Raw genomic sequence first — 26,623 nt, 5'->3', positions numbered from 1 at the left:
CAACTTGCATATGCTATAGTATTTCAAATTGAGGGAGATGCTATGGGTTTGAAATTAGGCGACATGCTGGTGCAGTCCGGCCTGATCAGCAAAGATCAGTTGGACAAGGCCTTGGCCGAGCAAAAAAGCTCCGGAGCCAAGCTGGGCTCCAGCCTGATAAAGCTTGGGTTTATGACCGAAGATGCCATCACTCAATTCCTGGGCAAGCAACTCAACCTTCCTACGGTGAATCTTTCCACCGCCGAACTGGATCCCCTGGTCCTGAAACTTATCCCCCCGGAAATAGCCCAGAAATTCCAGGTGATGCCGATCAAAAAGACCGGGCGGACCCTGTTTCTGGCCATGTCCAATGCCGCCGATGTGTTCATCATGGAGCAAATCTCTTTTCTCACCGGGATGGAGGTCAAACCGGTGGTATGCGCCGAGACCTCGCTGGAGAAGGCTTTGGACAAATATTACGGCAGCACCACCCGGGCCGCGGCCTTGAAATCGGTGGAGCAGGAGATCGCCGCCGAGGACATGGAGCTGGTGGACAAGGATATTGAGGAGGTGGCCAGCCAGGCGGATATCGAATCCACCCCGGTGGTGAAATTAGTCAACAGCATTGTCATCGACGCCATCAAGCGCGGGGCGTCGGACATTCATATAGAGCCCTACGAAAAAATCCTCAGGGTGCGCTACCGCATAGACGGGGTCCTGCAGGAGACCATGTCTCCGCCCCGCCGGATCTCGGCGGCATTGGCCTCGCGCATCAAGGTTCTTTCCAAACTTAATTTAACAGAACGCCGCCTTCCCCAGGACGGTCGCTTTTCCGTTAAATTATCCGATAGGACGGTGGATATGAGAGTTTCCACCATGCCAATAAAATACGGGGAAAAGATCGTCATCCGGATTTTAGAGCAGAGCGGCCTGGGCGGCGACCTGACCCAGCTGGGCATCGAGGGCAAGGCCCTGGACGATTTCCTGAAAGCCCTGGCCCGGCCCACCGGAATGATATTAGTCACCGGGCCCACCGGCTCCGGAAAAACCCGCACTCTTTATTCCGGCATCTCCCGTTTGAACAAGCCCAGCGTCAACATCGTCACCGCTGAAGATCCGGTGGAATACGACATCGTCGGCATTAACCAGGTGAACGTTAGGCCCGAAATCGGCTACACTTTTGCCAAGGCCTTAAAAGCCTTTTTACGACAGGATCCCAATATAGTTCTGGTGGGGGAGATCCGGGACCGGGAGACCGGAGAAATAGCCATGACCGCGGCCATGACCGGACATTTGGTATTGTCTACCCTGCATACCAACGACGCCCCCAGTTCGCTGAACCGCCTGCTGGATATGGAGATCCCGCCGTTCCTGATAGCCGCCACGATAAACCTGATCGAGGCCCAACGCCTGGTCAGGCGGATATGCACAAAATGCAAAGAGCCGGAAAAAATATCGCCGGAGGAGATGCTCAAAATGGGGGTCGATCCCGCCAGCTTCCAGGGAGTGGAGCTGTTCAAGGGCAAGGGCTGCTTAGAGTGCAACAATACCGGCTACAAAGGCCGGGTAGGGGTGTTCGAGATCATGTCGATTGGCCCTGAGATAAGAAGGCTGATAGTATCCCGGGCCTCCACCGATGAGATCAGGGATATGGCGGTCAAGATGGGGATGAAGACCCTGCGGGATGACGCCCTGGATAAGGTCAGAAAAGGCATCACCACCATGGAGGCGGCCATCGTGGAGACAGCCTCGGATTGATAATCACAACATCAAAACTTTAAATAAGACATGACATGGCGTTAAAAGTTGGCGATATGCTCCTCAAGGCCGGAATGATCAGCCCGGAGCAGTTGGAGCAGGCCCTTAAAGAACAGCAGACCTCGGGCCAGAGGCTGGGCTCCCTGCTGGTCAAAATGGGCTTTGTCACCGAGGACGAAGTGGTGGCTTTCTTGAGCAAGCAATTCAATGTCCCCTCGGTCAACCTGAACGATTATAAAATCGACGAGCCCGTTCTCAAATTGATACCGGCTCATATAGCCCAGAAATACGGGCTGGTCCCCCTGTCGCGCCTGGGCCGGAGCGTGACAGTGGCCATGGTCAATCCCAACGACATCCTGGCCATGGAGGACATAAAATTCTCCACCGGTTTTGAGGTCCGCCCGGTGATAGCCTCCGAGGCCGCCATCTGGTCGGCCATCGACAAGCAATACGGGTCGGCCGGGATGCTGGAGGATGTGATGAAGGCCATGGATGAGGCCGATGGCGACGGGGATGCCGGAGATCTGGAGATACTGGAGGAGCAGCAGGAGGAGGGCGGCGATTCCGCCTCGGAGATGGCCGCGGCCATCGAGAGCAGCCCGGCGGCCAAGCTGGTTAACGGCCTGATAGCCGAGGCGGTCAAGCGCAATGCCACCGACATCCACATCGAGCCCTATGAGAAGGAGATCCGGGTCCGGATGTCGGTCTACGGCGTGCTGCACGAAGTGATGTCGCCCCCCCTGCGGATGAAGAGCTCCATCGCGGCCCGGATAAAGATCATCTCCAAATTAAAAATCGAGGAAAAGCGTTTTCCCCAGGACGGCCGTCTGCGGATGAACATCCAGGGAAAGCCGATAGACATCCGGGTATCCATCATCCCCACCGCCTTCGGGGAGAAGGTAGCCCTGCGTATTCTGGACCGCAGCGCGGTGTCATTCGACCTGCCCACCCTGGGGTTCGAGCCGGAGCCGCTGAAGTTCCTGCTGAAGGCGATCCAGACGCCCTTTGGGATCGTGCTGGTCACCGGGCCCACCGGCTCCGGGAAGACCACCACCATGTATGCCTGCCTGGAGTCCATCAACCATCCGGACACCAATATCATGACCGCCGAGGAGCCGGTGGAGTACAGTCTTATGGGGGTCAATCAGGTGGCGGTGCGCGAGGAAGGCGGCACCACTTTTACCGCCGCTCTCAAGGCCTTCTTGAGGCAGGATCCCAACATCATCATGGTGGGAGAGATCCGCGACCGGCAGACGGCCGAGATTGCCATCCGGTCCTCGCTCACCGGCCATCTGGTGCTGTCCACCGTCCATACCAACAGCGCCTCGTTGACCATTACCCGGCTGGTGGACATGGGGGTGGAGCCTTTCATGATCTCCTCTTCGCTGCTGCTGGTGGAATCTCAGCGGCTGGTCCGCAAGATATGCTCCTACTGCAAGGAGCAGTATAAGCCGGAGGAAAAGATGCTGCGTGAATTCCTGGGCAGCAAGGTGGATATAGCCGGATTCACCGCCTTCCGGGGGCGGGGCTGTTCGGAGTGCCGCAATACCGGATATAAGGGCCGGATCGGCCTGGCCGAGATTCTGCCAGTCAGCCCGGCTATCAGGGACCTGATACTGGAACGGGCCCCCACCTTCAAGATCGAGGCCCAGGCCGTGAAAGAAGGGATGGCCACCCTGCGGATGGATGGCATCCTTAAGGTCCGAAACGGGATAACCACCATTGAAGAGGTCATCAAGGAAACCGTGGCCGTCGCAGATTAAAGAAAATTTAATATTTAAAGATAGATTATTTATTTATGCCGCAAAATATTGCCGACATGCTTTTGAAAATGGGGCTCCTGACCAAGTCCCAGTACGACCAGGCAACCCTGGAGCAGAAGAGCAACAACGAGCCGCTGGCTGCCACCATGGTCCGGATGGGGATGGTCACCGAGAATGTGGCCATGCAGTTCATGTCCCGGCAGTTCAATGTCCCGGCCATGGACCTGAGCAATTTCCAGGTGGAGCCGGCGGTGATAAAGCTGATCCGGCCGGACATCGCCAATAAATTCATGGTGATCCCGATAAAACGCCTGGGCCGGGCTCTGACTCTGGCCATGATCGATCCCTCCGATATTTTTGCTCTGGAGGACATCAAATTTCTCACCGGCCTGGATGTCAAGCCGGTGGTGGCCGGCTATTCGGCTGTCAAGAAGCTTCTGGAACAGCACTATCCGCTGGGCAAGGATGTTCAGGTAATCGCATCCGGCGGCCAGATGAGCCAGATTAAGGACGAGGCCATCGAGAGCCTGCCTGAGGACTCGGCCCTGGAGGGGCTGGGGGACGACATCGAGATGGAGATGGTGGATGAAGAGCAGGACGAGGATCTGGCCGACGCCCAGCAGGCCGGCTCCTCCACCCCGGTGGTCAAAATGGTCAACTACATCATGACCGAGGCGGTCCGCCGGGGGGCCTCGGACATCCATGTGGAGCCCTATGAGAAGGTCTTCAGGATCAGATTAAGGCAGGACGGCGTGTTGCAGACCCTGATGGAGCCGCCCATGCGGATGAAGGCCCCGCTGGTCTCCCGTATCAAGATCATGGCCAAGCTGGACGTCACCGAGCGCCGCAAGCCTCAGGACGGCCGGATCGCCATCAAGGTGCTCAACAAGAAGATAGACCTCCGGGTGTCCACCCTGCCGGTATTGTTCGGGGAGAAGGTGGTGATGCGTATCCTGGATGCCGGATCCCTGACGCTGGACCTGGCCAACTTCGGTTTTACCGAGCTGGCCCTGAAGAATTTCATGAAAGCCATCCATGCCCCCTACGGCATAGTCCTGATTACCGGCCCCACCGGTTCGGGAAAGACCACCACCCTGTATTCCGCTCTTTCCCAGCTGAACACGCCGGACAGGCACATCCTGACGGTGGAGGATCCCATCGAATATAACCTGAAAGGGGTCAATCAGGTTCAGGCCGAGCTGGGCATCGGCTTTACCTTTGACATGGCCCTTAGGGCCATGCTGCGGCAGGCTCCCAACATCATCATGCTGGGCGAGATCCGCGACGGTCCCACCGCCGCCGTTGCGGTCAAGGCCGCCCTGACCGGACATCTGGTGCTGTCCACCCTGCATACCAACGATGCCCCGTCGTCGGTCAGCCGTCTGATCGACATGGGGATCGAACCGTTTTTGGTGGCCTCCTCGACCGTGCTGATCCAGGCCCAGCGCCTGGTCCGCCGGATATGCAAGGCTTGCAAGGAGCCATTCCAGATCAATCCCCAGTCCCTGATCGACATGGGGTTCAACGCCGAGGAGGTGGCCGGGGTTACCATTACAAGGGCAAGGGCTGCCCCATCTGCAACAATACCGGATACAAGGGCCGGGTGGGTCTCTACGAGGTGATGCCCATCTCTCCCGAAATCAGGGACCAGATACTGAACCGGGAGGCGGTGACCTCTATTAGGACCAAGGCGGTGGAGCAGGGCATGCTGACCCTGCGGATGGACGCCTGGGGCAAGGTCAAGCAGGGCCTGACCACGGTGGAGGAGATGTTCCGCGAGACCGCCGAGGGATAGGTTAAAGATCAAAAATCAAAAACTTGTCCTGAGATTAGCAAAATTGTTTTGCTTTCGAATGGATCAAAAATAAAAGATCAAAAACATAAAACCTTAAGGAATTGATTCCAAATTTCCAAATATTAATGGGGGCAACAAATAGATTGCACGGATTTTCTCTGATTACACCGATTTCCAACCGTGTAATCACCGTTAATCAATGTAATCAAAGCAATAATTAGGGTCGCTACACATTTGGATTGTTTGAAAGTGGCAAGAGAATGCAACAAATATACTGACTGGGTTAACAACAAAGTTTTTCTCTCTCTCGGCGGTAAAATGAATATAAAATAAGGATGGGCAAAGCATGTTGACTCTTACCCAACTCTTAGAGGAGATGATCCAGAAGAAGGGGACCGACCTGCACCTGACGGTGGGCATCCCTCCGGTGATCCGGGTGGACGGCGAACTTACGCAGACCTCCCACGAGCCGCTCACTCCCCAGATGACCGAACAGCTGGCTTATAGCATCCTGAAGGACACCCAGAAGAAACGTTTTGAGACCGAGCGGGAACTGGACCTGTCCATCGGCATTCAGGGGCTCTCCCGCTTCCGGGGCAACATCTTCCTGCAGAGGGGCTGCGTGGCCATGGCCATGCGGGTGATCCCCTGGGAGATCCGCTCCTTCCAGGCCCTGGGCCTGCCGCCCATCTGCGCTGCCCTGGCCGACAAACCCAAGGGGCTGGTGCTGGTCACCGGGCCCACCGGCTCGGGCAAATCCACCACCCTGGCCACCATGATCGACAAGATTAACAGCGAACGGAGGGGGCACATCATCACCGTCGAGGACCCCATCGAGTACATCCATCATCATAAAAAATGCATCATCAACCAGCGGGAGCTGGAGTCGGACACCAAGAGTTTCAAGAACGCCCTGAAATACGCCCTGAGACAGGATCCCGACGTGGTGCTGGTGGGCGAGATGCGGGACCTGGAGACCGTCGAGTCGGCCCTGCACATCTCCGAGACCGGCCATCTGACCCTGGCCACCCTGCACACCAATTCGGCCGCCGAATCCATCCACCGAATAGTAGACGTCTTTCCGCCCTACCAGCAGTCCCAGGTACGGGCCCAGCTGGCTTTCGTGCTGGAGGGGGTGATTACCCAGCAGCTGATCCCCATGATGCGGGGCGGCCGGGCCCTGTGCCTGGAGATCATGGTCTGCACCCCGGCCATCAAAGCCCTGATCCGCGACGACAAGGTCCACCAGATATATTCTTCGATGCAGGCCGGGCAGAAATACGGCATGCAGACCATGAACCAGTCGCTGATGAACCTGTTTCTGGAGAAGAAGATCTCCCTGGACACCGCCTTCGACTATACATCCAATGTGGAGGAACTGGACCAGATGATCAAGAAACGCCAGGCCGTAGTGTGATAAACCTAATACTATAATTCCTTTATTGAGAAAAATTAATATTTACAAGGAGCAATAAAGATGCCACTATATCTCTGGAAAGGGCGCGATTCCAAAGCCGGTTTGGTCTCCGGAGAGCTGACTGCCGAAAGCGAAGGCGCAGTCATCGAGGCGTTGCGCAAGAAAAATATAATAGTGTCCTCGGTGCGGGTCAAGCCCAAGGAACTCAAACTCAGTTTTCTGCAGCCCAAGGTAAGCAACAAGGACCTGTCGATCTTCACCAGGCAGTTTGCCACCATGATCAACGCCGGCCTGCCGCTGGTTTCCTGCCTGGAGATCCAGTCCCAGCAGCAAGAGAACCCCACCTTCAAGAAGGTGCTGGAGACCATCAAGGCCGATGTGGAGGGCGGCTCCACTCTGGCCGAGGCTTTAAATCGTCAGAAACACGTGTTCAGCGAACTGTATATCAATATGGCGGCGGCCGGCGAGGCCGGCGGTATCCTGGACAACATCCTGATGCGCCTGGCGATCTACCTGGAGAAGGCCGAGGCCCTGGTGTCCAAGGTCAAAAGGGCCATGATCATGCCGGTGATCCTGACCTCCGTGGCGGTGGGAGCCGCGGCGGTACTGCTGATCTTCGTGATCCCCATCTTTGAAAAGATGTTCGCCGAGATGGGCGCCAGGCTGCCGGCCCCCACCCTGTTCGTGGTGGCGCTGTCCAAGTTCCTGCAGAAATACATCGTTCTCATTATAATCGTGGTAACTGCCGCCATCATTACCCTTCAGAGGTGGTACAAGACCGACAAGGGGCAGTTGTATCTGGACACCCTGATGCTTAAAATACCCATCCTGGGCGGTCTCCAGCAGAAATCGGCCGTGGCCCGTTTCGCCCGTACCTTGGGTACTCTTTTAGCCAGCGGCGTGGCCATTCTGGACGCCCTGGAGATCACCGCCAAGACCGCCGGCAACCGGGTGGTGCAGGACGCCATCATGTCGGCCCGCAAGTCCATCGGCGGCGGCGAGACCATTTCGGCCCCCTTGAAGACCATGAAGATATTCCCGCCCATGGTGGTGCAGATGATCGCGGTGGGCGAGGCCACCGGCGGCCTGGACGAGATGCTCAACAAAATCGCCGACTTCTACGACGAGGAGGTGGACGGGGCGGTGGAGGGCCTGACCGCGGCCATGGAGCCGATAATAATGGTGGTGCTGGGCCTGGGCATCGGCGGCATGGTGGTCGCCATGTACCTGCCTATCTTCAGCATGACCTCGGCCCTGATGGGCGGCAACTAATTTTTGCCGCTTGAAATATCATGGAATCAACATTCCTGAAGGATAATCCGATGGTGCTGTGGGGCCGGGTAATAATAGTGGCATTGATGACGGGAAGCGCTTTGGTGTTGAATACACTGGGGGCGCTTCCCCTTTCTTTTTTGGTGATCATCTCCCTGACGGTATTCTTCCTGCTGTTCACCATCCTGGGCAGGTATCTTAACCATAAAAGGCCGAGCCAGTGGTGGGACTACCTGCAAATGGTGCTGGACGTCGGCTGGATAGCCGTCTTCATCCAGCGGACCGGCGGGGCGGAGAACCCCTTCACTCTTCTGTTCTTCATAGCCATTATGGCTGCTGCCAATGTCCGTTTTGCCAAGGGGGCAATTTTTACCGCCACCTTAACCAGCCTGACACTGGCTTTTTTGATCTATCTCGATTACCACAGCCTGAGGACCGGCCTGCTGCTAGGCCGGGACCAGGATTTTGTGACCGCCTTTACTACCGAATTTGTTTTCCGGGGATACCTCTATGCCATCTGCTTCTATCTGGTGGCGGCCTTCTCCGGTTATCTGGCCGAAAGGCTGAGGTTGAAAGGCCGGCAGCTGGAGGACACCACCCGGGCCCTGGAGGAATTCAAGCTCTCCACCGGCGATATCCTGGAGAAGATGGGCAGCGGCCTGCTTACCATTAATGAAAAAGGACAGATCGTATACTGCAACCTCGCCGGCCTGCAAATACTGGGGCTGGGAAAAAATGATATCATCGGCCGCAATGTTTCCCAGATAGCCGTCGAGGGCCTGGAATCTTTGGGGAGCGTATTAAACCCGGAGAATGCCCTGACGGAAAACCGCTCCCAGCGGATGGAGATTAAGATATCGCGGGGCCGGGAGGAGGGCATTCCGGTGGGGGTCAGCACCACCTCGGTTTATGGCAGCCAGGGAAAACTGGAGGGGATCATCGCCATCTTTCAGGATCTGAGCACGGTCAAATCGCTGGAGAACCGGCTGATCGAGATGGAACAGTTGGAGACCTCCAAGGAACTGACCAAATCGCTGCTGAAACTGCTGCACCCCTATCTTTCCGAGATAAACGCCACCATCTCCGAACTGATGAGGGAAAATGAAGTGGACCCGGTTGTCATCGCCAAGATATCCCAGGTAAGGCAGAAGACCGAGTACATCCGCAAGACCATCGATGACTTTGCCAGGTTTGCTCATATCGAGATCCCCGGGGCCAGTAAGACCGAACAGACCGGCCGGGAATACGACAGCCGGATAATAGGCCGGTCGCCGAACTTCGTCGAGGTCATGAATATGGTCCAGCAGGTGGCCCCCACCGACAGCACGGTGCTGGTCAGCGGGGAGTCCGGCACCGGCAAGGAACTGCTGGCCCGGGAGCTTCACCGCCTGAGCGGCCGGGGTAAGGGACCATTCGTCAGCATCAACTGCGCTGCTTTGCCGGAGGCCCTGCTGGAATCGGAACTGTTCGGCCACGTCAAGGGATCGTTCACTGGGGCGATGCGCGACAAGGACGGCCTGTTCAGGGTGGCTTCCGGCGGCACTTTTTTCCTGGACGAGGTATCCGAGACTTCCCCGGCCATCCAGGTGAAGCTGCTGCGGGTCCTGCAGGAACGGGAGATCGTGCCGGTGGGCGGCACCCGTCCCATCAAGGTGGATGTCAGGGTGATCTCGGCCACCAACTGCGACCTGGCAAAGGCGGTGGAAAATAATAAGTTCAGGATGGACCTGTTCTACCGGCTCAACGTCATTCAGATAACCATCCCGCCGCTGAGGGACAGAAAGGACGACGTGCTGCTGCTGGCCGATGAGATCATTGACAATTACTGCCGGAAGCAGAACCTTCCGGTAAAACTGCTGTCAGCCGCAACCAGGGATGCTTTGATGCAATACAATTGGCCCGGCAATGTCAGGGAATTGGAGAATGTCCTGGAGCGGGCCATCATCCTGGAGCCCGGGCCGGTGATCGAAAAAAACAGCCTGCCGGATGAGGTGTTGAATCCATGGCCCGAAAGTAAAAAGGCGCCGTTGCCTGAAGCGACTGATATAGGCAATTTGAAGGATAAGGAGAAGCAGACCATTCTCAGGGTATTGGCCGAATGCAATAATAATAAATCCCTGGCGGCAAAAAAGCTGGGCATACATTACGCCACGCTGTACCGTAAATTGAAAAGTTATAATATTACGGATGAATAAAAGCAGGGTAGTCAGTATGGCAATAACAGTCATTGCGAGGTTGGCTGTATTTGATACTTATGAAGCAATCTATTCGTTCTCATTGTCATTCCCTCGAAAGAGGGAATCCAGAACTTAATAGGACGCTGATTTTCGCAGATTTAACGGATCTGTTTTAACCGCAAAGACCAATCTGGCAAGCAGGACGCTATTCTCAAGGGTGACAGAACGCAGGTCATTGCGATGTTGGCTGTATCTGGTGCTTATGAAGCAATCTAAATAAAATGGATTGCTTCGTTTGTTTATCATGCTTGAATACCTCGCGATGACTGTGCGCCAAAATTCAGCGAACGCGATCAAGGCCAGCTTGGGCCCGCCTCCCGACTTTAGGCATGGCAATTGCTTATATTACCAGCATAACAATTAGCAAGGAAATGATATGGCTCAAAACCGAGGAATAAAATCCTGGCAGAAAGGATTCACCCTGATAGAGCTGATGATCGTGGTGGTCATCATCGGCATTCTGGCGGCCGTTGCGATCCCCAATTTTTTGAGCATGAAGACCAGGGCCCAGGAGGCCTCATGCAAAGCAAACATGCACACCATGCAATTAGTGGTGGAGGGCTTCGCGGCCGCGGCCGACGGTTGGTACCCGGACAACCTGGAAATCAGGATCTCGGCAGTATTCCCCGGGGGGACTGACCAGTCCATTGCCGAGGGAGTCAGGGTGCCGCCATTCCCGGCGGCGGCGCTGATAAACCCCCATGCCGGGTTTGCCAACCCGTTCCAAGTTGGAGCCTTTTCCCTGGATAACCTTCCCGGCGGCCCGCCGGCCGCAGCCAACAGCGGGGTGGTGTATTATAGCAGTTACGATGGTGGCGGCAACTTGAACAATGGCACCAGTCCGGGGGCAAAAGGATATGCGATATGCGGATTTGGCAAAACAGCGCCTTTGTCAAATGTCATATTGGGCGGAAGCGCTAATTAAATGTAAATGACTATCCCATTGATTCAGGAAAATAACTGTCGGGATCAAGATAAAACCTTACTTGCCAATTGAATACAAATGGTTCGTGTCACACCCGTGAAGACGGGTGTCCAGGGCTGGATTCCCGCTGGAGTTTATCCCGCACTACGATGCGGGACGGGCCTGACTCACCCTTTTGTTTTGCAGTCAAAAACGCTGAATATTTTCAACTTTGTCAGGATGAAACTTCCTGAGCTAACAGGATAAGCATTTAAATGTTTTTGCGATAGTATTGCATTCTGCGATAATATATGGCATGATTCATTAAATATAAATAACAGGGGTACTCTTTAACTCTTTCATTAATAACAATATAGAAATTTGGCATAGAAATTGTAGGTATATTATATCAGTATAGAATCCAAAACCAACCAACCAGTAACATAAAAGGAGAACAAATGAACAACAAAGGCTTTACCCTGATCGAGTTGATGATCGTGGTGGTCATCATCGGCATCCTGGCGGCCATCGCCATCCCGAACTTCATGAGCATGCAGGACCGGGCCAAGGAAGGTTCCGTCAAGGCCAACATGCATACCATCCAGCTGGCCGTCGAGGACTTCTCCACCCAGACCGAGGGACTGTATCCCCAGGACTTCCTCCAAACAGTGGCTGCCACCAACCCTAACGTCCCGGCCAACTTAGTGATGGTGGCCGGCGTGGCCGGAGCCACAGTCGCCCTGCCCGGCAATCTGCTGCCCAATAACCTGCGGAACCCGGTTGACAAGACCATAGGTTGGGCTTTTGCCTCGGGCCCCGCCGCCATCGCCGTCCCACCGGTGCCCCCGGTGACGATTGTCCCGGCTGCTGCTGCACCTTTGGACCAGGGAAGCGTTGATTACTCCTCGGCCGACAATACCGGCGCTGCTGCCGCCCTTGGCAACGCCACCATGTATGTCATTTTCGGCTGCGGCGTCAAGACCACCCTGCCCAATCCGGTCCAGTCCGGTCAGTAAATCACGGGCTTTATAAAAAGACGGGTGTTCGCACCCGTCTTTTTTAATCCGGTTTCATGACAAAACGGCCCGGGCGGGGTATAATAATGCAATGCTCAATAAAGTCATCGCGAATTAGGCATTCATAACACCACTATCATGGATTGCTTCGCCAGCCAGTCAACAAAGGCTTCTCGCAATGACGCGGGTTTTGTCATGTCATCGCGAATTGGGCATTCATAACACCACTATCATGGATTGCTTCGCCAGCCAGTCAACAAATGCTTCTCGCAATGACGCGGGTTTTGTCATGTCATCGCGAATTAGGCATTCATAATACAAATGAAGCGATCCACTACCAACATGGATTGCTTCGCCAGCCAGTCAACAAATGCTTCTCGCAATGACGCGGGTACTCTGTCATCAACGGTGAGCGTAAAAAGATAAATTAAATAACAACCGATAAATTATTCCTATGGAAAACATTCTGGAAATAGACCGCCTTACCAAGCGCTTTACCGACTGGGAGCATTTCTCCCCCAAGTCCAAGACCATTTTGGATCGGATATCCCTGGAGGTAAAGCCCGGCGAGATCTTCGGATTTCTGGGCCCCAACGGGGCCGGAAAGACCACCACCATCAAGGCCCTGATGGGCATCATCCGGCCCAGCTCCGGCACCGCCCGGATAATGGGGCACGACATCCTGGAGAAATCTCAGGAGGTGAAGAAGCGGATCGGCTTTCTGCCGGAGAACCCGTACTTTTACGATTATCTGACGGTTGGCGAGTTCATCCGGTTCTGCGCCGCGCTGTTCGGCATCACCGGCAAAAAGGCCAAAGCCAAGACCGATGAACTGCTGGAGCTGGTGGGGATGACCCGGGCGGCCGGCCTGCCCCTGCGCAAGTGCTCCAAGGGCATGCTGCAGAGGACCGGCATCGCCCAGTCACTGGTCAACGATCCGGAGTTTTTGGTTTGGGACGAGCCGGTCTCCGGCCTGGACCCGCTGGGCCGCAAGGAGGTCAAGGACCTGATGCTGGAGCTGAAGAAACAGGGCAAGACCATCTTCTTCAGCTCGCACATCCTGCCCGATGCCGAGGCCCTGTGCGACCGGGTGGGGATCATCGTGGGCGGACGGATGCACCGGGTGGGCACCCTGCCCGAGCTGCTAAAGGATTCGGTCAGCTGGGTGGAGGTGGTGGCCCAGAACCTGCCGGAGGGCTTTGCCCTTAATGATGCCAAGGTCGAGAAAGTGGCCGGGCAGCTGATAATCCGGCTGGAGGGGCCTGATGCCCTTGACCCGGCATTGAAGAAAATAATGCAAGCCGGCGGTTCCATAGTGTCGGTTTCTCCCCAGCGGGAGAATTTGGAGAGCTATTTCACCCGGCAGGTGCGCACTGCAAAGGAGGCCGGACAATGAGAAGGATCCTTACCATAGCCGTCAACACCTTCCGGGAATCGGTCCGGGACCGGATACTGTACGGGCTTATCGTATTTGCCCTGATAGTCCTTCCCGGCTCCCGGCTGGTGATCTCTTTGTCGGTGGGGCAGGAGATCCGGATCTTAAAGGATTTTGGTTTCGGCGCCATCGCCTTGTTCGGCCTGCTGATTGCGGTGGTTAGCGGGACTGCCATGTTGTTCAAGGAGATGGACAAGCGGACCATCTACGTGCTGGTGGCCAAGCCGGTTAAGAGATGGGAACTGCTGGTGGGGAAATATTTCGGGTTGATGGCCACGCTTCTTCTGGCCTTCCTGATAATGGGCGCCACGTTGGTATTGACCCTGGCGTTGATGGGCGGCAAGCCGGACGGGCTTTTCTTTTTGACCATAGCCGGCCTGTTCGGACAGTTGACAGTGATCACGGCGGTGGCCATGCTTTTCTCCACCCTGGCCTCCCCGGCCTTAAGCGCCGTCTTCACCTTTTGTGTCTACATCGCCGGGACATCGGCCGACCAGCTGAGGCTCTTTGCCGACCGGATGCCGGGAGATCTGCTTAAAATCGCCGCCAAAGCCGTCTCCTACGTCATTCCCAATCTGCAGAATTTCAATTTCCGGACGGAATCCATATACAACCTTCCAGTGGATCATGCCAAGCTCTGGCTGATGCTGGCCTATGCGGTATTTTACGTCGCGTTTACCTTGACCGTGGCTTCCATTATACTGGAACGCAAAGACCTGAAATGAAATACCGGGCAAGAAATATTATCATTACCCTGCTGTGCCTGGCAGTGCTGGCGGTGGGTTTCATCGCGGTTCAGCTCAGTTTTGACCAAAGGTACTTGAGCAGCGAAAAATCCGTCCGGGAACTGCTGTATTTCCCCTCGCCCAAAATAGTCAAACTGCTGTCGGCCGGCAACGAGCTGATGATGGCCGACTACCTGTGGCTGAGGATGATCCAGTATTACGCCTTCCATATGCGTTCGGACCAGAACTACGAATACCTGTATCCCATCACCGACAACCTGACCGACCTGGACCCCAAGTTTTTATATCCGTATACCTTCGGCTCGCTGCTGCTGGCCCATGACGCCGGGGACACCATCAATCCCCTGAAACTGCTGGACAAGGCCAAGCGCAACAACCCGGACCGGTGGGAATTCCCGTACATGAAGGGCTTCATCCTGTATATCTTCCTTAAACGCGGCGATGAGGCCGTTGATGAGTTCGTCCAGGCCTCCAGGCTCCCAAATGCCTGGGCAGGGGCATTGCGCTATGCCGCTTTCATATCAAAAAAACAGGGCCACCTGCAGACCTCCAAAATGATGTGGCAGCAGCTTTACGATACCAGCCCCACCCAAAAAGAGAAAGATATCGCCCAGACCTATCTTGACAAGATCCGGCTGGAGGAGGAGATGGACCGCCTCCAGTTGCTGGCGGAAAAATACCGTCGGCAGGCGGGCCGCTGGCCGGAAAACCTGGAGGAGCTGATCTCGGCGGGCTTGACCGGCCCCATCACATTGGACACATTCGGCGGAAAATACTATTGGGACCGGGAGAAAAGCAGGGTGAGGAACACCACCCGGGACGAACATTTAAGAAAATTCGGCAAATAGATCAGTCGAATTGATTTTTATAGGGGCTGTAACAGCCCCTATTTTGTTAAATCTTTGATTGACTTAAATTGTTTAATGGTATATTATTATATTTCGTTTTACTGAGCGGGAACTATCCGCAGATTTCACAGATTATCGCAGATTAATACTTAATTATGTTCCTTCCGAGTGGAGAACCAACCCGCAGATGAATACAGATTTTACTAAAAATATTGTTGCAGATAAGAGAGACCCAGAGACCTATGCAATAATCGGTGCCGCAATGAATGTTCACAAAGAACTGGGGCACGGGTTTTTAGAACCGGTTTATCAGGAGGCCTTAGCAATCGAATTGAAAAAACTTGATATACCATATCAAAGAGAAAGCAACCTGCCTGTATTTTACCAAGGTCAACAATTAAATGTATCGTATCGGGCTGATTTTATTTGCTTTGGCACTATAATTCTAGAATTATTACTTCGGCAAGTGAATAGCGCAATGTGTCATTCCTGCGAAGGCAGGAATCCAGGCATGGATGCCCGTTTTCACGAGCATGACAACAAGAACGTTCAAAAAAAGGGTAAGGTTATTCACCTATTTAATTGCCGGAGTAATAAAGGCACTGTCCAATATGAGCGGCACCGAAGAAGCACAGGTAATAAATTATCTAAAAGCTACCGGACTTAAGAAAGCTTTATTGCTTAATTTCGGTAAAACAAGTTTAGACTATAAACGTTTTGTCTTAAGTTAGTGAATCTGTGGCAATCTGTGTAAATCTGCGGATAAATATTAAAGGAAAGACATGAACTGGAAGATATTCGGGATGGCATTCCTGACACTGTTCCTGGCCGAGCTGGGCGACAAGACCCAATTGGCCGTCATCACCATGAGCGCCGAGTCCAAGAGCTGGGTGTCGGTATTTTTGGGCGGCAGTCTGGCGCTGATCTGCGTGACCCTGATCGGGGCGCTGTTCGGGCAGGCCATCATCAAGGTGGTCCCGCAGAATATCCTGCATTACATCGCCGGGGGGATGTTTATCGTTATGGGCGTCCTGGTAATAATGGGGAAACTATAAACCCGGTGTCATGCCTGCGAAGGCAGGCATCCATGGATCATCGTCGGTGTTTTTCTGGATTCCAGCCTTCGCTGGAATGACAACAAGGCCGGGGAATAACAGTCATTTACTATTTTGAAAGGATAGAGGATGAAATTTGCAGCCAAGATGGAGAAGCTCAAAGTCGAGACCGCCTTTGAGATGATGGCCAAGGCCAAGAAACTGGAGGCCGGGGGTAAAAAGATCATCCACCTGGAGATCGGCGAGCCGGATTTCGACACCCCTAAAAATATCAAAGAAGCCGCCAAGAAGGCCCTGGACGACGGCAAGACCCACTACGGGCCGTCGGCCGGCCTGCCGGAGCACCGCAAGGCCATCGCCGAATATTATTCTAAACAGATCGGCGTCCCATACGGGCCGGAGCATGTGGTGGTGACCCCCGGCGCCAAACCCATCATGTCCTTCGCCATCACCGCTCTGCTGGAGGAAGGCGACGAGTGCTTAGTGCCGGATCCCGGATTTCCCATCTATCAGTCCATGGTCAAGTTCAACGGCGGGGTGCCGGTGCCGCTTCCTCTTCGGGAGGAGAACGATTTTCGGCTGGACGTCAAGGAGCTGAAATCCAAGATTACCAAGAAGACCAAGCTGATCATCCTGAACTCGCCCCACAACCCCACTGGCGGGATATTGACCAAGGACGATCTGAAGGCGGTGGCCGACATCTCGGTCAATAGCGACATCCCGGTGCTGTCCGACGAGATCTACGACCGGATGATCTACGAGGGCAAGTTCGAGAGCATCGCCCAGTTCGACGGCATGAAGGAGCGGACCATCATCCTCAACGGCTATTCCAAGACCTATGCCATGACCGGCTGGCGGGTGGGCTACGGCCTGATGCCGGTGGAATTGGTGGAGCATATGGCCCAGCTGATGACCAACATCAACTCCTGCACCGCCACCTTCAGCCAGATCGCCTGCATCGAGGCCTTAAAGGGCCCGCAGGATGAGGTGGATGCCATGCTGGCCGAGCTCAAAAAGCGGCGGGATTTTATCGTCAATGGCATCAATAAGATACCGGGCCTTTCCTGCCGGATGCCGGCCGGGGCCTTTTATGCCTTCGCCAATATCAAAAAAACAGGGATGACCTCCAAGCAGATGACCGAGTTCCTGCTGACGGAGGCCGGGGTCTGCGCCCTGGGCGGCTCCAACTTCGGGGCGGCCGGGGAGGGGTATATCCGCTTTTCCTACGCCAACTCCATCGAGAATATCGGGCAGGCTCTGGAGCAGATAGCCAAGGCCCTGGCGTCAAGAAAATAGAAAATCAGGCACCACAAATGGAAACCAACTACCTGACCTGGTTCAAGGACCTGTACCAGGACATCTGCCACCGGGATGATATCTTCTCCCTGCTGTCCAGCAATGTCAGCGAGCCGAAGCGTTTCCCTTTTAAAAATATATTGATAATTGGCCATAAGTTTGATATCATTAAGCTGTAGTCATTGGTTTTAATTATTAGATATTGGTATTTCTTGGTGTGTGGCTGTAGTTTCCCGCCTTAGCCAGATAAGTAAGGTCAGAGCGGGACAAGACGCGGGGAGTTGGGCACAACACGAAGCAGATAAGTGGGGCTGTAGCTCAGTTTGGTAGAGCGGCGCGTTCGCATCGCGTAGGTAGTGGGTTCGAATCCCATCAGCTCCACCATATTTAAAGTGAGAACCCAGGGCTAACGAAGTTAGCAGGGTTCTCCGCCGGCAGAGGCGCTATGGAGTTGGGCGGCGGCGGATGCGCCGCAGGCGCAGAATCCCATCAGCTCCACCATATTTAAAGTGAGAACCCAGGGCTAACGAAGTTAGCAGGGTTCTCCGCCTGATGCCTGGCAAGTAAGCGAAGCAGCGGCAGATCCGCCGCCGCCTGACATCAAAGCCGGGCGACCGGCGGAGAATCCCACAGCATCATTCTTTCTTGCTTGGCAGCAGTCCGCCGCCCTGTCCGCCGAAGCCCCCATTGAGGGACGAAGGAGGAAGGCGGTTCAGCTCCACCATTTTGCCAACGATTCAACGTATAAAAGGTGTATCTGTTTGCATCCATGGTCATCGGTCTGCATCAACAAAAATAATATAAGGAGTTTGATATGGCAAAGCGGGTTTTCAATTTTTCGGCCGGTCCGGGGATGCTGCCCGAGGCGGTGTTAAAAAAAGCTGCGGAAGAGATGCTTGACTACCAGGGTTCGGGAATGTCGGTGATGGAGATGAGCCATCGCTCCAAGGTCTACCAGTCCATCATAGACGGGACTGAGAAATCTTTAAGAGAACTGATGAATATCCCAGCCAATTACAAGGTGCTGTTCCTGCAGGGCGGGGCCTCCACCCAGTTTGCCATGATTCCCTTGAACCTGATGAAGAAATCCAACAAGGCCGACTACGTCAACACCGGGGAATGGGCTTCCAAGGCCATCAAGGAAGCCCAGCGCTACGGCGACATCAAGGTGGTGGCCACATCCGAGCCGGAGGTGTTCAACCATCTGCCCGAGATAGACCCCAAGGAATTGCGGCCGGATGCGGATTATGTCCACATGACCACCAACAATACAATCTTCGGCACCTCCTGGAAGAAATACCCCGATACCAAGGGCGTTCCGCTGGTTGTGGACATGTCCTCGGATATTTTGTCCAAGGTAATTGATGTCAAGCAATTCGCGCTGATCTATGCCGGGGCCCAGAAGAACATGGGTCCGGCCGGCGTGACGGTGGTGATCATCAGGGACGATATGGTGGATTTCTCCAAGCCCGAGACACCCACCATGCTGAAGTACAAGACTCACGTGGACAGCGGCTCGATGTTCAACACCCCGCCCTGCTACGGCATCTATATCATCAAGCTGGTGTGCGAGTATCTACTGGGCCTGGGCGGCGTGCCGGCCATGCAGAAGATCAACGAGAAGAAGGCGGCTCTGCTCTATGATGTGCTGGACAGTTCCAAGATTTTCAAGTGCCATGTCCAGAAGAAAGAAGACCGCTCCCTGATGAACATTCCCTTCCGCACCGCCTCCGAGGACCTGGACAAGAAGTTCCTGAAAGAGGCGGCCGAAGAGGGCCTGACCACCCTGAGCGGCCACCGCAAGACCGGCGGGATGCGGGCCAGCATCTACAACGCCATGCCTTTGGAGGGTGTGGAGAAGCTGGTGGAGTTCATCAAGAAGTTCGAGAAGGCAAATTCATAAATCAAATACGGAAATATCATCCTGTCCGGCAGCGCCATCACAGCCAAGCAGATAATTGTGCGGTAAGATAATAAAGATTTCACTTATGGATTATAACAGACCGATGGATATTATTATGCCAAGGGCCACATTTATAATGCTTTTAAGGGACTTGGCTGTAAAGACAGCGAAATGGGTGTCGGTGTGGCAGCCCTTGAAGAGGATGCAATGAAATAGCCAAACCCCTTTCCTCGGACAGACTATGTCTGGGAGGGAAGGGGTTTTATAATGGCAAATTTTGGATAATCTGTTCGTTTGAAATATTGCTTCCAATCGTTGCTTCTTGTCGCCCTGAAACGGATCGTAAACTTTCCTATCAAAGGATTTTGATCTTCATAATTAATATAAGAGGTAAGAGCTATGAAACCCCAAGGAATCTCTCGTTACATTAATGCCGCAAAGCGATCAAACAAATGGCACCAGCAAAATATTCGGCAGATAAAAAAATGCCGTTTTGACACAATTGCGGTACATGGCATTTATTCCATGCAGGAGGCCCTTGATTTTAACCAAGGTTCTATCATAGAACCATTATATATGTCAACTTCCCAGGCCTTTCGTGATTCCGATGAAATGGAAGCTGCCCTGTCTTATCAGATACCCACCTGGTGCTATTCCCGAATAGCCAACCCTACGGTTTATTACCTGGAAGGCGTGCTGGCGTTATTGGAATCATATGGAACGAACATAGATGCCTCCTGCTGCGCCACTTCATCCGGAATGGCGGCCATTCAAAGTGCGGTAGAACCGTTTCTGGTGGAAAACAAGAAAAAACCCAACCAACCCATCAACTTCGTCGCCACCTGCCAGGTTTATGGAGGCACCTACCAGCTTTTCTCCGTTCGCAAGGATGTAGAACGAAATATCGAATGGCGTAAAGTTGTCAACTCAAACAATATTAAGGAATGGGAATCTCAAATTGATGAGAACACCCGTTTCCTGTTCGGGGAAATGCCCAGCAATCCGTCGCAAGCCTTTTTCGATCTGGAAAAAGTGGCGGCGCTGGCCCACAAACACAAAATCCCCTTGATCATAGATTCAACCGTTGCCACTCCCGCTTTGCTGCGTCCTCTGGCACACGGAGCCGATATCGTGGTTCAATCGGTAACCAAATCGATGACCAGCAGCGGATTTTGTATTGCCGGCGCGGTTATCGCCCGTAAGAATCTTACCACTAATATTGACAATGACCAGCTAAAGGCAGATTTCTGCGCTTATCTCAAGCAGCTGCCAAACCGTGATACCGGGCCGAACCTGTCGCCCATGAATGCGCTGTTGGCTCTGAGCGACTTGCGCACTCTTCGTCCCAGAATGGACCAGCTGTCAAGGAACACCATGAAAGTGGCAACTTTCCTGGAAAGCCATAAGCAGGTCGAAAAAGTTGAATACCTTGGACTGAAATCCCATCCCCTTAACAAGCTGGCCTCGAAATATATGCATTTGGTTGACGCTGAGCATGACGATCTGTACGGCAAAAAAGTAAACCGCTACGGCCATCTGATGTCGTTCTGCGTCAAGGGAACCCACCAGGATACCCGGAAGGTGTTTGATGCCTTGCAGCGAATATGGAGGGCTACCGACTTGGGTCGCATCAAATCCGTGGCCACCATACCGACAATTTCCACCCATGCCCAACAGGGAGAGAAAGGCAGAAAGCTGGCCTGCATTCCCCCAAATCTTATCCGTTTGTGCGTCGGGGCCGAACACCCCGATGATATTATCAATGATCTTAACCAGGCGCTGGCTGTCCTTAAAGGGAAAAAACATCATATCACTTCACCGGAATTTTCCGCCGGAGGGGCATCTTCGGCTAAAATGCGGAAATAGTGTGCTATTAAAGGATATAACTAATCATGGATAAGCAGATATTATTTTACTCCACAAATCTTAAAGCCGAACCGGTTTCCTTAAAGGACGCCCTGCTCACCGGCCAGGCGCCGGACAAAGGTCTCTATCTGCCGGAGCAGATCCCGCAGATTCCGCTGGACGAGGTACTTTCCTTCAATGACCTGCCCTATCACCAGATCGCCTACGCCGTTCTCAAGCGCTACACCGAAGGCATGATCCCGGACGAGAAACTAAAAAGCATCTGCCGGGAATGCTACGATTACCAGGTGCCGTTGGAGAAGGTGTTCGACAATAACCACCTTATGCGGTTGGACCACGGCCCCACCGCCTCGTTCAAGGATTTCGCCGCCCGGATGATGGCCCGGTGGATGCGGTTCTTCCTGGAGCAGGACAAAAGCGACCTGGTGATCCTGACGGCCACCTCGGGCGACACCGGCAGCGCGGTAGCCCACGCCTTTCATAACATAGACCGCATCCACATGGTGGTTCTGTTCCCCAAGGACGAGGTCAGCGACCGCCAGCGCAAGCAGATGACCACTTTGGGCGGCAATGTTACCGTCCTCAGCGTGGACGGCAAGTTCGACGATTGCCAGGCCATGGTCAAGCAGGCCTTTACCGACCCCGATCTGAAAGACATTAGGTTCTCGTCGGCCAACTCCATCAACATCGGCCGGCTTCTGCCTCAATCGGTCTACTACGTCTACGCTTATGCCCGATTGGCGCGGGAGGGCCAGCCCGTGGTGTTCTCCGTTCCCTCGGGCAACTTCGGAGACATGATGGGCGGCCTGCTGGCCAAGCGGATGGGAGTGCCGGTGGAAAAGTTCGTCATCGCCACCAACGCCAACGACGAGTTCCCTAAATTCATCGAGAACGGCCGGTACGACAAGATCGAGCCGTCCCGGGTCTGCATCTCCAATGCCATGAATGTTGGCCACCCCTCGAACCTGGCCCGGTTGGTAAACCTCTACGGCGGGGCCATGGACGAGAAGGGGATCATCTCGAAAAATCCGGACATGGAGAGGATACGCCAGGACATATTCGCGGTCAGCATCACCGACGACGAGACCCGGGCCACCATCAAAGAGACATATGAAAAATACAAAACAATATTGGAGCCCCACGGCGCCGTGGCTTGGGCCGGCCTGATGCGGTATTTGAAGAGCGGCGAAAAACCGGAGCTGGCCATCTCCATCGAGACCGCCCACCCGGCCAAGTTCCCGGAGGAGATCACCCGCCTGATCGGCATCGACCCGGCCCTGCCGCCCAGCCTGTCTGAGGTGGAGAAAAAGCCGGAGCTGTACCTGCCGATGCGCAACGACTACGGCCAGTTCAAAAAAATACTGCTCGAGAAGTTTTCATGAAATATCTGGTAATACTCGGCGACGGCATGTCCGACCGCCCGGTGGCCAAGCTGAACGGCAAGACCCCTTTAATGGCGGCCAACAAACCGGCCATCGACCGGATCGCCCGGGAGGGGCGCTGCGGCCAGTTAGTAACAGTGGAGCCGGAGATGCCCCCCGGCAGCGAGGTGGCCAACCTGACGGTTTTGGGATACGACCCCAAGGAGTGCTACCAGGGACGCGGGGTGCTGGAGGCGGCCAGCCTGGGCATCGCCATCAAACCCACGGACGTGGCCATGCGCTGCAACCTGATCTGCGTCGAGGACGGCAGGATCAAGAACCACTCAGCCGGACATATTCCGACCGAGGAGGCCAAGGAGCTGATCGCTGATATTCAGGCCAAGCTGGGCACGGACATTGTTCGTTTCCACCCTGGCATCTCCTACCGGCACCTGCTGGTATTGTCGCAGGGCTCACCGGATTTCGAATGCTTTCCGCCGCATGACCACGTGGGCAAACTGATCACTGAGCTCATGGTCAAGCCGCGCACCCCGGAGGCCAAGGCCACGGCCGGGCTGCTGAACGACCTGATACTCCGCTCCCACGACATCCTGGCCAACCACCCGGTGAACCAGAAGAGAAAAAAAGAGGGGAAGGACCAGGCCAATTACATCTGGCCGTGGTCTCCGGGCCGCAAGCCGATGATGAAAACCTTCGGCGAACTCTACGGCCTCTCCGGTGCAGTGATATCGGCGGTGGACCTGATCAACGGCACCGGCGTCTATGCCGGCCTGGATGTGATCCCGGTCAAGGGCGCTACCGGGCTTTGGGACACCAATTACGAGGGCAAGGCCGACGCCGCCGTCGAGGCCCTGAAGGACCACGATTTCGTATACTGCCACGTGGAGGCCACCGACGAGGCCGGCCACTCAAAAGACCTTGACCTGAAGATCAAAACCATCGAATACCTGGACCAGCGGTTAGTGGCCAGGATCATGCGCCGGCTGGAAGAGGAAAAAATGGAGGCCGTGGTAGCAGTGCTGCCCGACCACGCCACGCCGGTGGAAATGGGCAACCACGTCAAGGATCCGGTGCCGGTGGCCATCTACGATCCCCGGGTCCCGGCCGATGGGGTCGAGGTTTATGACGAGGAATCGGTTAAAAGGGGAAGCCTCGGCCTGATGCACGGGAACGAATTCATAAAAAAACTGTTCGGCTGAAATGGTTTAAACCTGGCGAAAAAAATGCAATTATCACTGTGCTCATAGACCGCCGATTATCCGGCGGTTTAATATTGACTTTTAATGAGGGTTTTGATAACATCTCAACGATGAAACATTCACGTGAAAAGGCGCACTTTGGTCAATTCTCATGGAGGCTTTTATGAAAACAACATTTAACATGATCTACTGGAAGGGCAAGAAGTTCTGGGTGGGTAAACTTCTGGAACACCCAGAGATAATGAGCCAGGGCGAGACTCTCAAGGAGCTGGAGGAAAATCTGAAGGATGCCTACCAGTTGATGATGATGGATGAGGTCCCCGTTGAGCATAAGGTAAAGACGCTGGCACTTTCGGTATGAAGCGCAAGGAACTTATTAAAAGGCTTTCCGGTCTGGGGTGCATTCTGATGCGCCGGGGCGGGCGGCACGATTTGTTTAAAAACCCGTCAACCGGCAAACAACAGCCGGTTCCCCGGCATACTGAAATCGACGAGCATTTGGCGAAACATATCATTAAAGAATTATCATAAAAAGGGAGACGATCATGGCAAAAAAAGTGCTGTTGGCCACGGAAAAACCCTTCGCCAAGGCGGCGGTGGACGGAATCGCCAAGACATTCACTGAGGCCGGTTACGAACTGGTCAAACTGGAAAAATACACCGACAAGGCCGACCTGCTGAAGGCCGTGGCCGATGTTGACGCCATGATCATCCGCTCGGACAAGGCCGATGCCGCGGTGATCGAGGCCGGCCAGAACCTGAAGGTCATCGTCCGGGCCGGGGCCGGCTACGACAACATTGACCTGGCCGCCGCCAGCGCCAAGGGCATCTGTGCCATGAACACCCCGGGCCAGAACTCCAACGCCGTGGCCGAGCTGGCTATGGGAATGATGGTCTTTCTGGCCCGCAACAAATTCACCGAGGGCAACGGTTCGGAACTCAAGGGCAAGAAGCTGGGCATCCACGCCTACGGAAACGTGGGAAAATTAGTGGCCGCCATCGCCCGTGGTTTCGGAATGAATATCTGCGCCTTCGATCCTTTCGTGGAGAAATCCAAGATGGAGGCCGAAGGGGTCAAGGTCTTTGATAAGATGGAAGACCTCTATTCCCAGTGCGATTATATCTCCCTGCACATCCCGGCCAATGACAAGACCAAGAAGTCCATCAATCACAGCCTGCTGTCGATGATGAAGAAGGGCGCGGCCCTGATCAACACCGCCCGCAAGGAAGTGATCGACGAGGAAGGTCTCAAAAAAGTAATGACCGAGCGAGAGGACCTGAAATACGCCACCGACATCGCCCCGGACTGCCATGCCGAGATCGCCGAGAAGTTAGGCAACCGCTACCACGCCACCAAAAAGAAGATGGGGGCCGAGACCTCGGAGGCCAACATCAACGCCGGGCTGGCGGCCGCCAACCAGATAGTCAAATTCCTGGAGAAGGGCGATAGGACCTTCCAAGTGAATAAATAACCCCACCCCACCCTCCCCTCGAGGGGAGGGATTTGGGAGAGGTAAAAACAGGGCCAATCGGGCCCTGTTTTTTTTATTGCTTTTTGGGCGATAATTGTCTAATATATACCATGATCATATAATAATTAATCTTATCAAAGCAGGCGGATAATGGGCGGATTTTTTGGCAATATTTCAAAGACCGATTGTGTTCGGGATCTTTTTTACGGCACGGATTACCATTCCCATCTGGGCACCAAAAGAGGAGGGATGGCGGTCCTTAGCCCCGATGGTTTTACCAGGAAAATCCACAACATAGAGGCCGATTATTTCAGGGCGAAATTCGAACCCGACCTGGGAAGCTTCAGCGGCAACAGCGGCATCGGGATCATCAGCGATTTCGACGCCCAGCCGCTGATAATAAAATCGCACCTGGGGGAATTCGGCATCGTCACTGTCGGGAAAATAAGCAATTTAACCGAGCTGGAGGACCGGGCCTTTAAAAGCCACCAGCATTTCTCCGAAACCGGAGGCAAGGGAACCAGCCCTACGGAGCTGGCGGCCATGCTGATATCCGAGGGAAAAACTTTTGAAGAGGGTCTGGTCAACCTGCAATCCCTGATCAAGGGTTCATGTTCGGTTCTTCTGCTGACCGACCAGGGCATCTATGCCGCCAGGGACAAATTGGGCAGAACCCCGGTTGTTTTGGGCAGGAAGGGCGGGGCGTTTGCCGCGGCTTCGGAATCCAGCTCCTTCCATAATCTGGGGTATAGTATCGAGAGAGACCTGGGGCCCGGAGAAATCGTTTTGATGACGGCAGACGGCTGTGAGCAAAAGGCTAAGCCGGGCGATAAAATGCAGATATGTTCGTTCCTCTGGGTGTATTACGGCTATCCCAGCTCGAATTACCAGGGGATCAACGTTGAACAATGCCGATACAAATGCGGCGCCTTTCTGGCCCGGGATGATGACGCAAAAATCGATTACGTTGCCGGCATCCCGGATTCCGGGGTGGGCTATGCCATAGGATATTCCAACGGGAAACAGATCCCCTATATGCGCCCCTTGGTAAAATACACTCCGACCTGGCCCAGGAGTTTTATGCCCCAGAACCAGTCCACCAGGAACCTGGTGGCAAAAATGAAACTGATCCCCAACCAGCAGATCATCAAGGATAAAAGCATTGCCTTCTGCGAGGACTCCATAGTCAGGGGGACCCAGCTGCAGGACAACGTTCAGGTTATTTATGATTTCGGGGCCCGAGAAGTGCATATGAGAGTGGCCTGCGCGACGTTGCTTTT

Annotated in this window: 21 protein-coding genes, 1 tRNA gene and 2 pseudogenes; all 24 read left to right on the top strand. The window is 54.4% G+C overall.

Going from position 1 to position 26,623, the window contains the following annotated elements:
* Positions 1-42 precede the first annotated feature (42 nt).
* Complete coding sequence (gene pilB, locus KJ869_00120; GenBank protein ID MBU1575595.1) at positions 43-1,737, top strand: type IV-A pilus assembly ATPase PilB; 1,695 nt, start codon at positions 43-45, stop codon at positions 1,735-1,737.
* A 35-nt stretch (positions 1,738-1,772) separates the two neighbouring features.
* Complete coding sequence (gene tadA / locus KJ869_00115) at positions 1,773-3,500, top strand: Flp pilus assembly complex ATPase component TadA (protein ID MBU1575594.1); 1,728 nt, start codon at positions 1,773-1,775, stop codon at positions 3,498-3,500.
* A 35-nt stretch (positions 3,501-3,535) separates the two neighbouring features.
* A pseudogene (tadA, locus tag KJ869_00110) lies at positions 3,536-5,295 on the top strand (Flp pilus assembly complex ATPase component TadA).
* Positions 5,296-5,641: 346 nt separating this feature from the next.
* Positions 5,642-6,712, top strand: a complete 1,071-nt coding sequence (locus KJ869_00105) for a type IV pilus twitching motility protein PilT (protein MBU1575593.1) — start codon at positions 5,642-5,644, stop codon at positions 6,710-6,712.
* 60 nt (positions 6,713-6,772) lie between these two features.
* Positions 6,773-7,984 (top strand): type II secretion system F family protein, encoded by a 1,212-nt coding sequence (locus KJ869_00100; GenBank protein MBU1575592.1) that lies wholly within the window; start codon positions 6,773-6,775, stop codon positions 7,982-7,984.
* A gap of 20 nt (positions 7,985-8,004) precedes the next feature.
* On the top strand, positions 8,005-10,179 hold the full coding sequence (locus KJ869_00095) for a sigma 54-interacting transcriptional regulator (protein MBU1575591.1): 2,175 nt from the start codon (positions 8,005-8,007) through the stop codon (positions 10,177-10,179).
* A gap of 436 nt (positions 10,180-10,615) precedes the next feature.
* Positions 10,616-10,708, top strand: a pseudogene (locus KJ869_00090) (prepilin-type N-terminal cleavage/methylation domain-containing protein).
* Between the two features lie 875 nt (positions 10,709-11,583).
* Positions 11,584-12,141, top strand: coding sequence for a prepilin-type N-terminal cleavage/methylation domain-containing protein (locus KJ869_00085; GenBank protein MBU1575590.1), 558 nt, complete (start codon positions 11,584-11,586; stop codon positions 12,139-12,141).
* 454 nt (positions 12,142-12,595) lie between these two features.
* A complete protein-coding gene (locus KJ869_00080; GenBank protein ID MBU1575589.1) occupies positions 12,596-13,537 on the top strand; it encodes an ABC transporter ATP-binding protein in 942 nt (313 codons plus the stop codon).
* The gene (locus KJ869_00075; protein MBU1575588.1) at positions 13,534-14,301 is read left to right on the top strand and encodes an ABC transporter permease; all 768 of its coding nucleotides are present in this window, start codon (positions 13,534-13,536) and stop codon (positions 14,299-14,301) included. Before KJ869_00080 ends, KJ869_00075 begins: the two co-directional genes overlap by 4 nt.
* Positions 14,298-15,170, top strand: a complete 873-nt coding sequence (locus KJ869_00070) for a hypothetical protein (protein ID MBU1575587.1) — start codon at positions 14,298-14,300, stop codon at positions 15,168-15,170. The genes KJ869_00075 and KJ869_00070 overlap by 4 nt, the downstream gene beginning before the upstream one ends.
* 187 nt (positions 15,171-15,357) lie before the next feature.
* Positions 15,358-15,837 carry a GxxExxY protein gene (locus KJ869_00065; GenBank protein ID MBU1575586.1) on the top strand — a complete coding sequence of 160 codons (480 nt, stop codon included), beginning with the start codon at positions 15,358-15,360 and terminating at the stop codon, positions 15,835-15,837.
* A gap of 115 nt (positions 15,838-15,952) precedes the next feature.
* Complete coding sequence (locus KJ869_00060; GenBank protein MBU1575585.1) at positions 15,953-16,225, top strand: TMEM165/GDT1 family protein; 273 nt, start codon at positions 15,953-15,955, stop codon at positions 16,223-16,225.
* Between the two features lie 129 nt (positions 16,226-16,354).
* Complete coding sequence (locus tag KJ869_00055) at positions 16,355-17,521, top strand: pyridoxal phosphate-dependent aminotransferase (protein ID MBU1575584.1); 1,167 nt, start codon at positions 16,355-16,357, stop codon at positions 17,519-17,521.
* Between the two features lie 17 nt (positions 17,522-17,538).
* The gene (locus KJ869_00050) at positions 17,539-17,700 is read left to right on the top strand and encodes a hypothetical protein (GenBank protein MBU1575583.1); all 162 of its coding nucleotides are present in this window, start codon (positions 17,539-17,541) and stop codon (positions 17,698-17,700) included.
* Between the two features lie 128 nt (positions 17,701-17,828).
* A tRNA-Ala gene (locus tag KJ869_00045) sits at positions 17,829-17,905 on the top strand.
* A gap of 430 nt (positions 17,906-18,335) precedes the next feature.
* Positions 18,336-19,424, top strand: a complete 1,089-nt coding sequence (gene serC / locus KJ869_00040; protein MBU1575582.1) for a 3-phosphoserine/phosphohydroxythreonine transaminase — start codon at positions 18,336-18,338, stop codon at positions 19,422-19,424.
* Between the two features lie 525 nt (positions 19,425-19,949).
* Complete coding sequence (locus KJ869_00035) at positions 19,950-21,290, top strand: aminotransferase class I/II-fold pyridoxal phosphate-dependent enzyme (GenBank protein MBU1575581.1); 1,341 nt, start codon at positions 19,950-19,952, stop codon at positions 21,288-21,290.
* A 26-nt stretch (positions 21,291-21,316) separates the two neighbouring features.
* Complete coding sequence (thrC, locus tag KJ869_00030; GenBank protein MBU1575580.1) at positions 21,317-22,672, top strand: threonine synthase; 1,356 nt, start codon at positions 21,317-21,319, stop codon at positions 22,670-22,672.
* On the top strand, positions 22,669-23,871 hold the full coding sequence (locus tag KJ869_00025; protein ID MBU1575579.1) for a cofactor-independent phosphoglycerate mutase: 1,203 nt from the start codon (positions 22,669-22,671) through the stop codon (positions 23,869-23,871). The genes thrC and KJ869_00025 overlap by 4 nt, the downstream gene beginning before the upstream one ends.
* Positions 23,872-24,034: 163 nt before the next feature.
* A complete protein-coding gene (locus KJ869_00020; GenBank protein ID MBU1575578.1) occupies positions 24,035-24,232 on the top strand; it encodes a type II toxin-antitoxin system HicB family antitoxin in 198 nt (65 codons plus the stop codon).
* Complete coding sequence (locus KJ869_00015; GenBank protein ID MBU1575577.1) at positions 24,229-24,402, top strand: type II toxin-antitoxin system HicA family toxin; 174 nt, start codon at positions 24,229-24,231, stop codon at positions 24,400-24,402. The genes KJ869_00020 and KJ869_00015 overlap by 4 nt, the downstream gene beginning before the upstream one ends.
* Positions 24,403-24,416: 14 nt before the next feature.
* A complete protein-coding gene (locus KJ869_00010) occupies positions 24,417-25,343 on the top strand; it encodes a 3-phosphoglycerate dehydrogenase (protein MBU1575576.1) in 927 nt (308 codons plus the stop codon).
* A 150-nt stretch (positions 25,344-25,493) separates the two neighbouring features.
* Positions 25,494-26,623, top strand: a 1,130-nt coding sequence (locus KJ869_00005) for an amidophosphoribosyltransferase (GenBank protein MBU1575575.1), incomplete at its 3' end; no start/stop codon positions are given.

The organism is Candidatus Edwardsbacteria bacterium (assembly GCA_018821925.1).
In the GTDB taxonomy this organism is placed as follows: domain Bacteria; phylum Edwardsbacteria; class AC1; order AC1; family EtOH8; genus UBA2226.
Note: the sequence above shows the minus strand (reverse complement) of the source record. Positions and strands in the feature narration are given on the sequence as shown.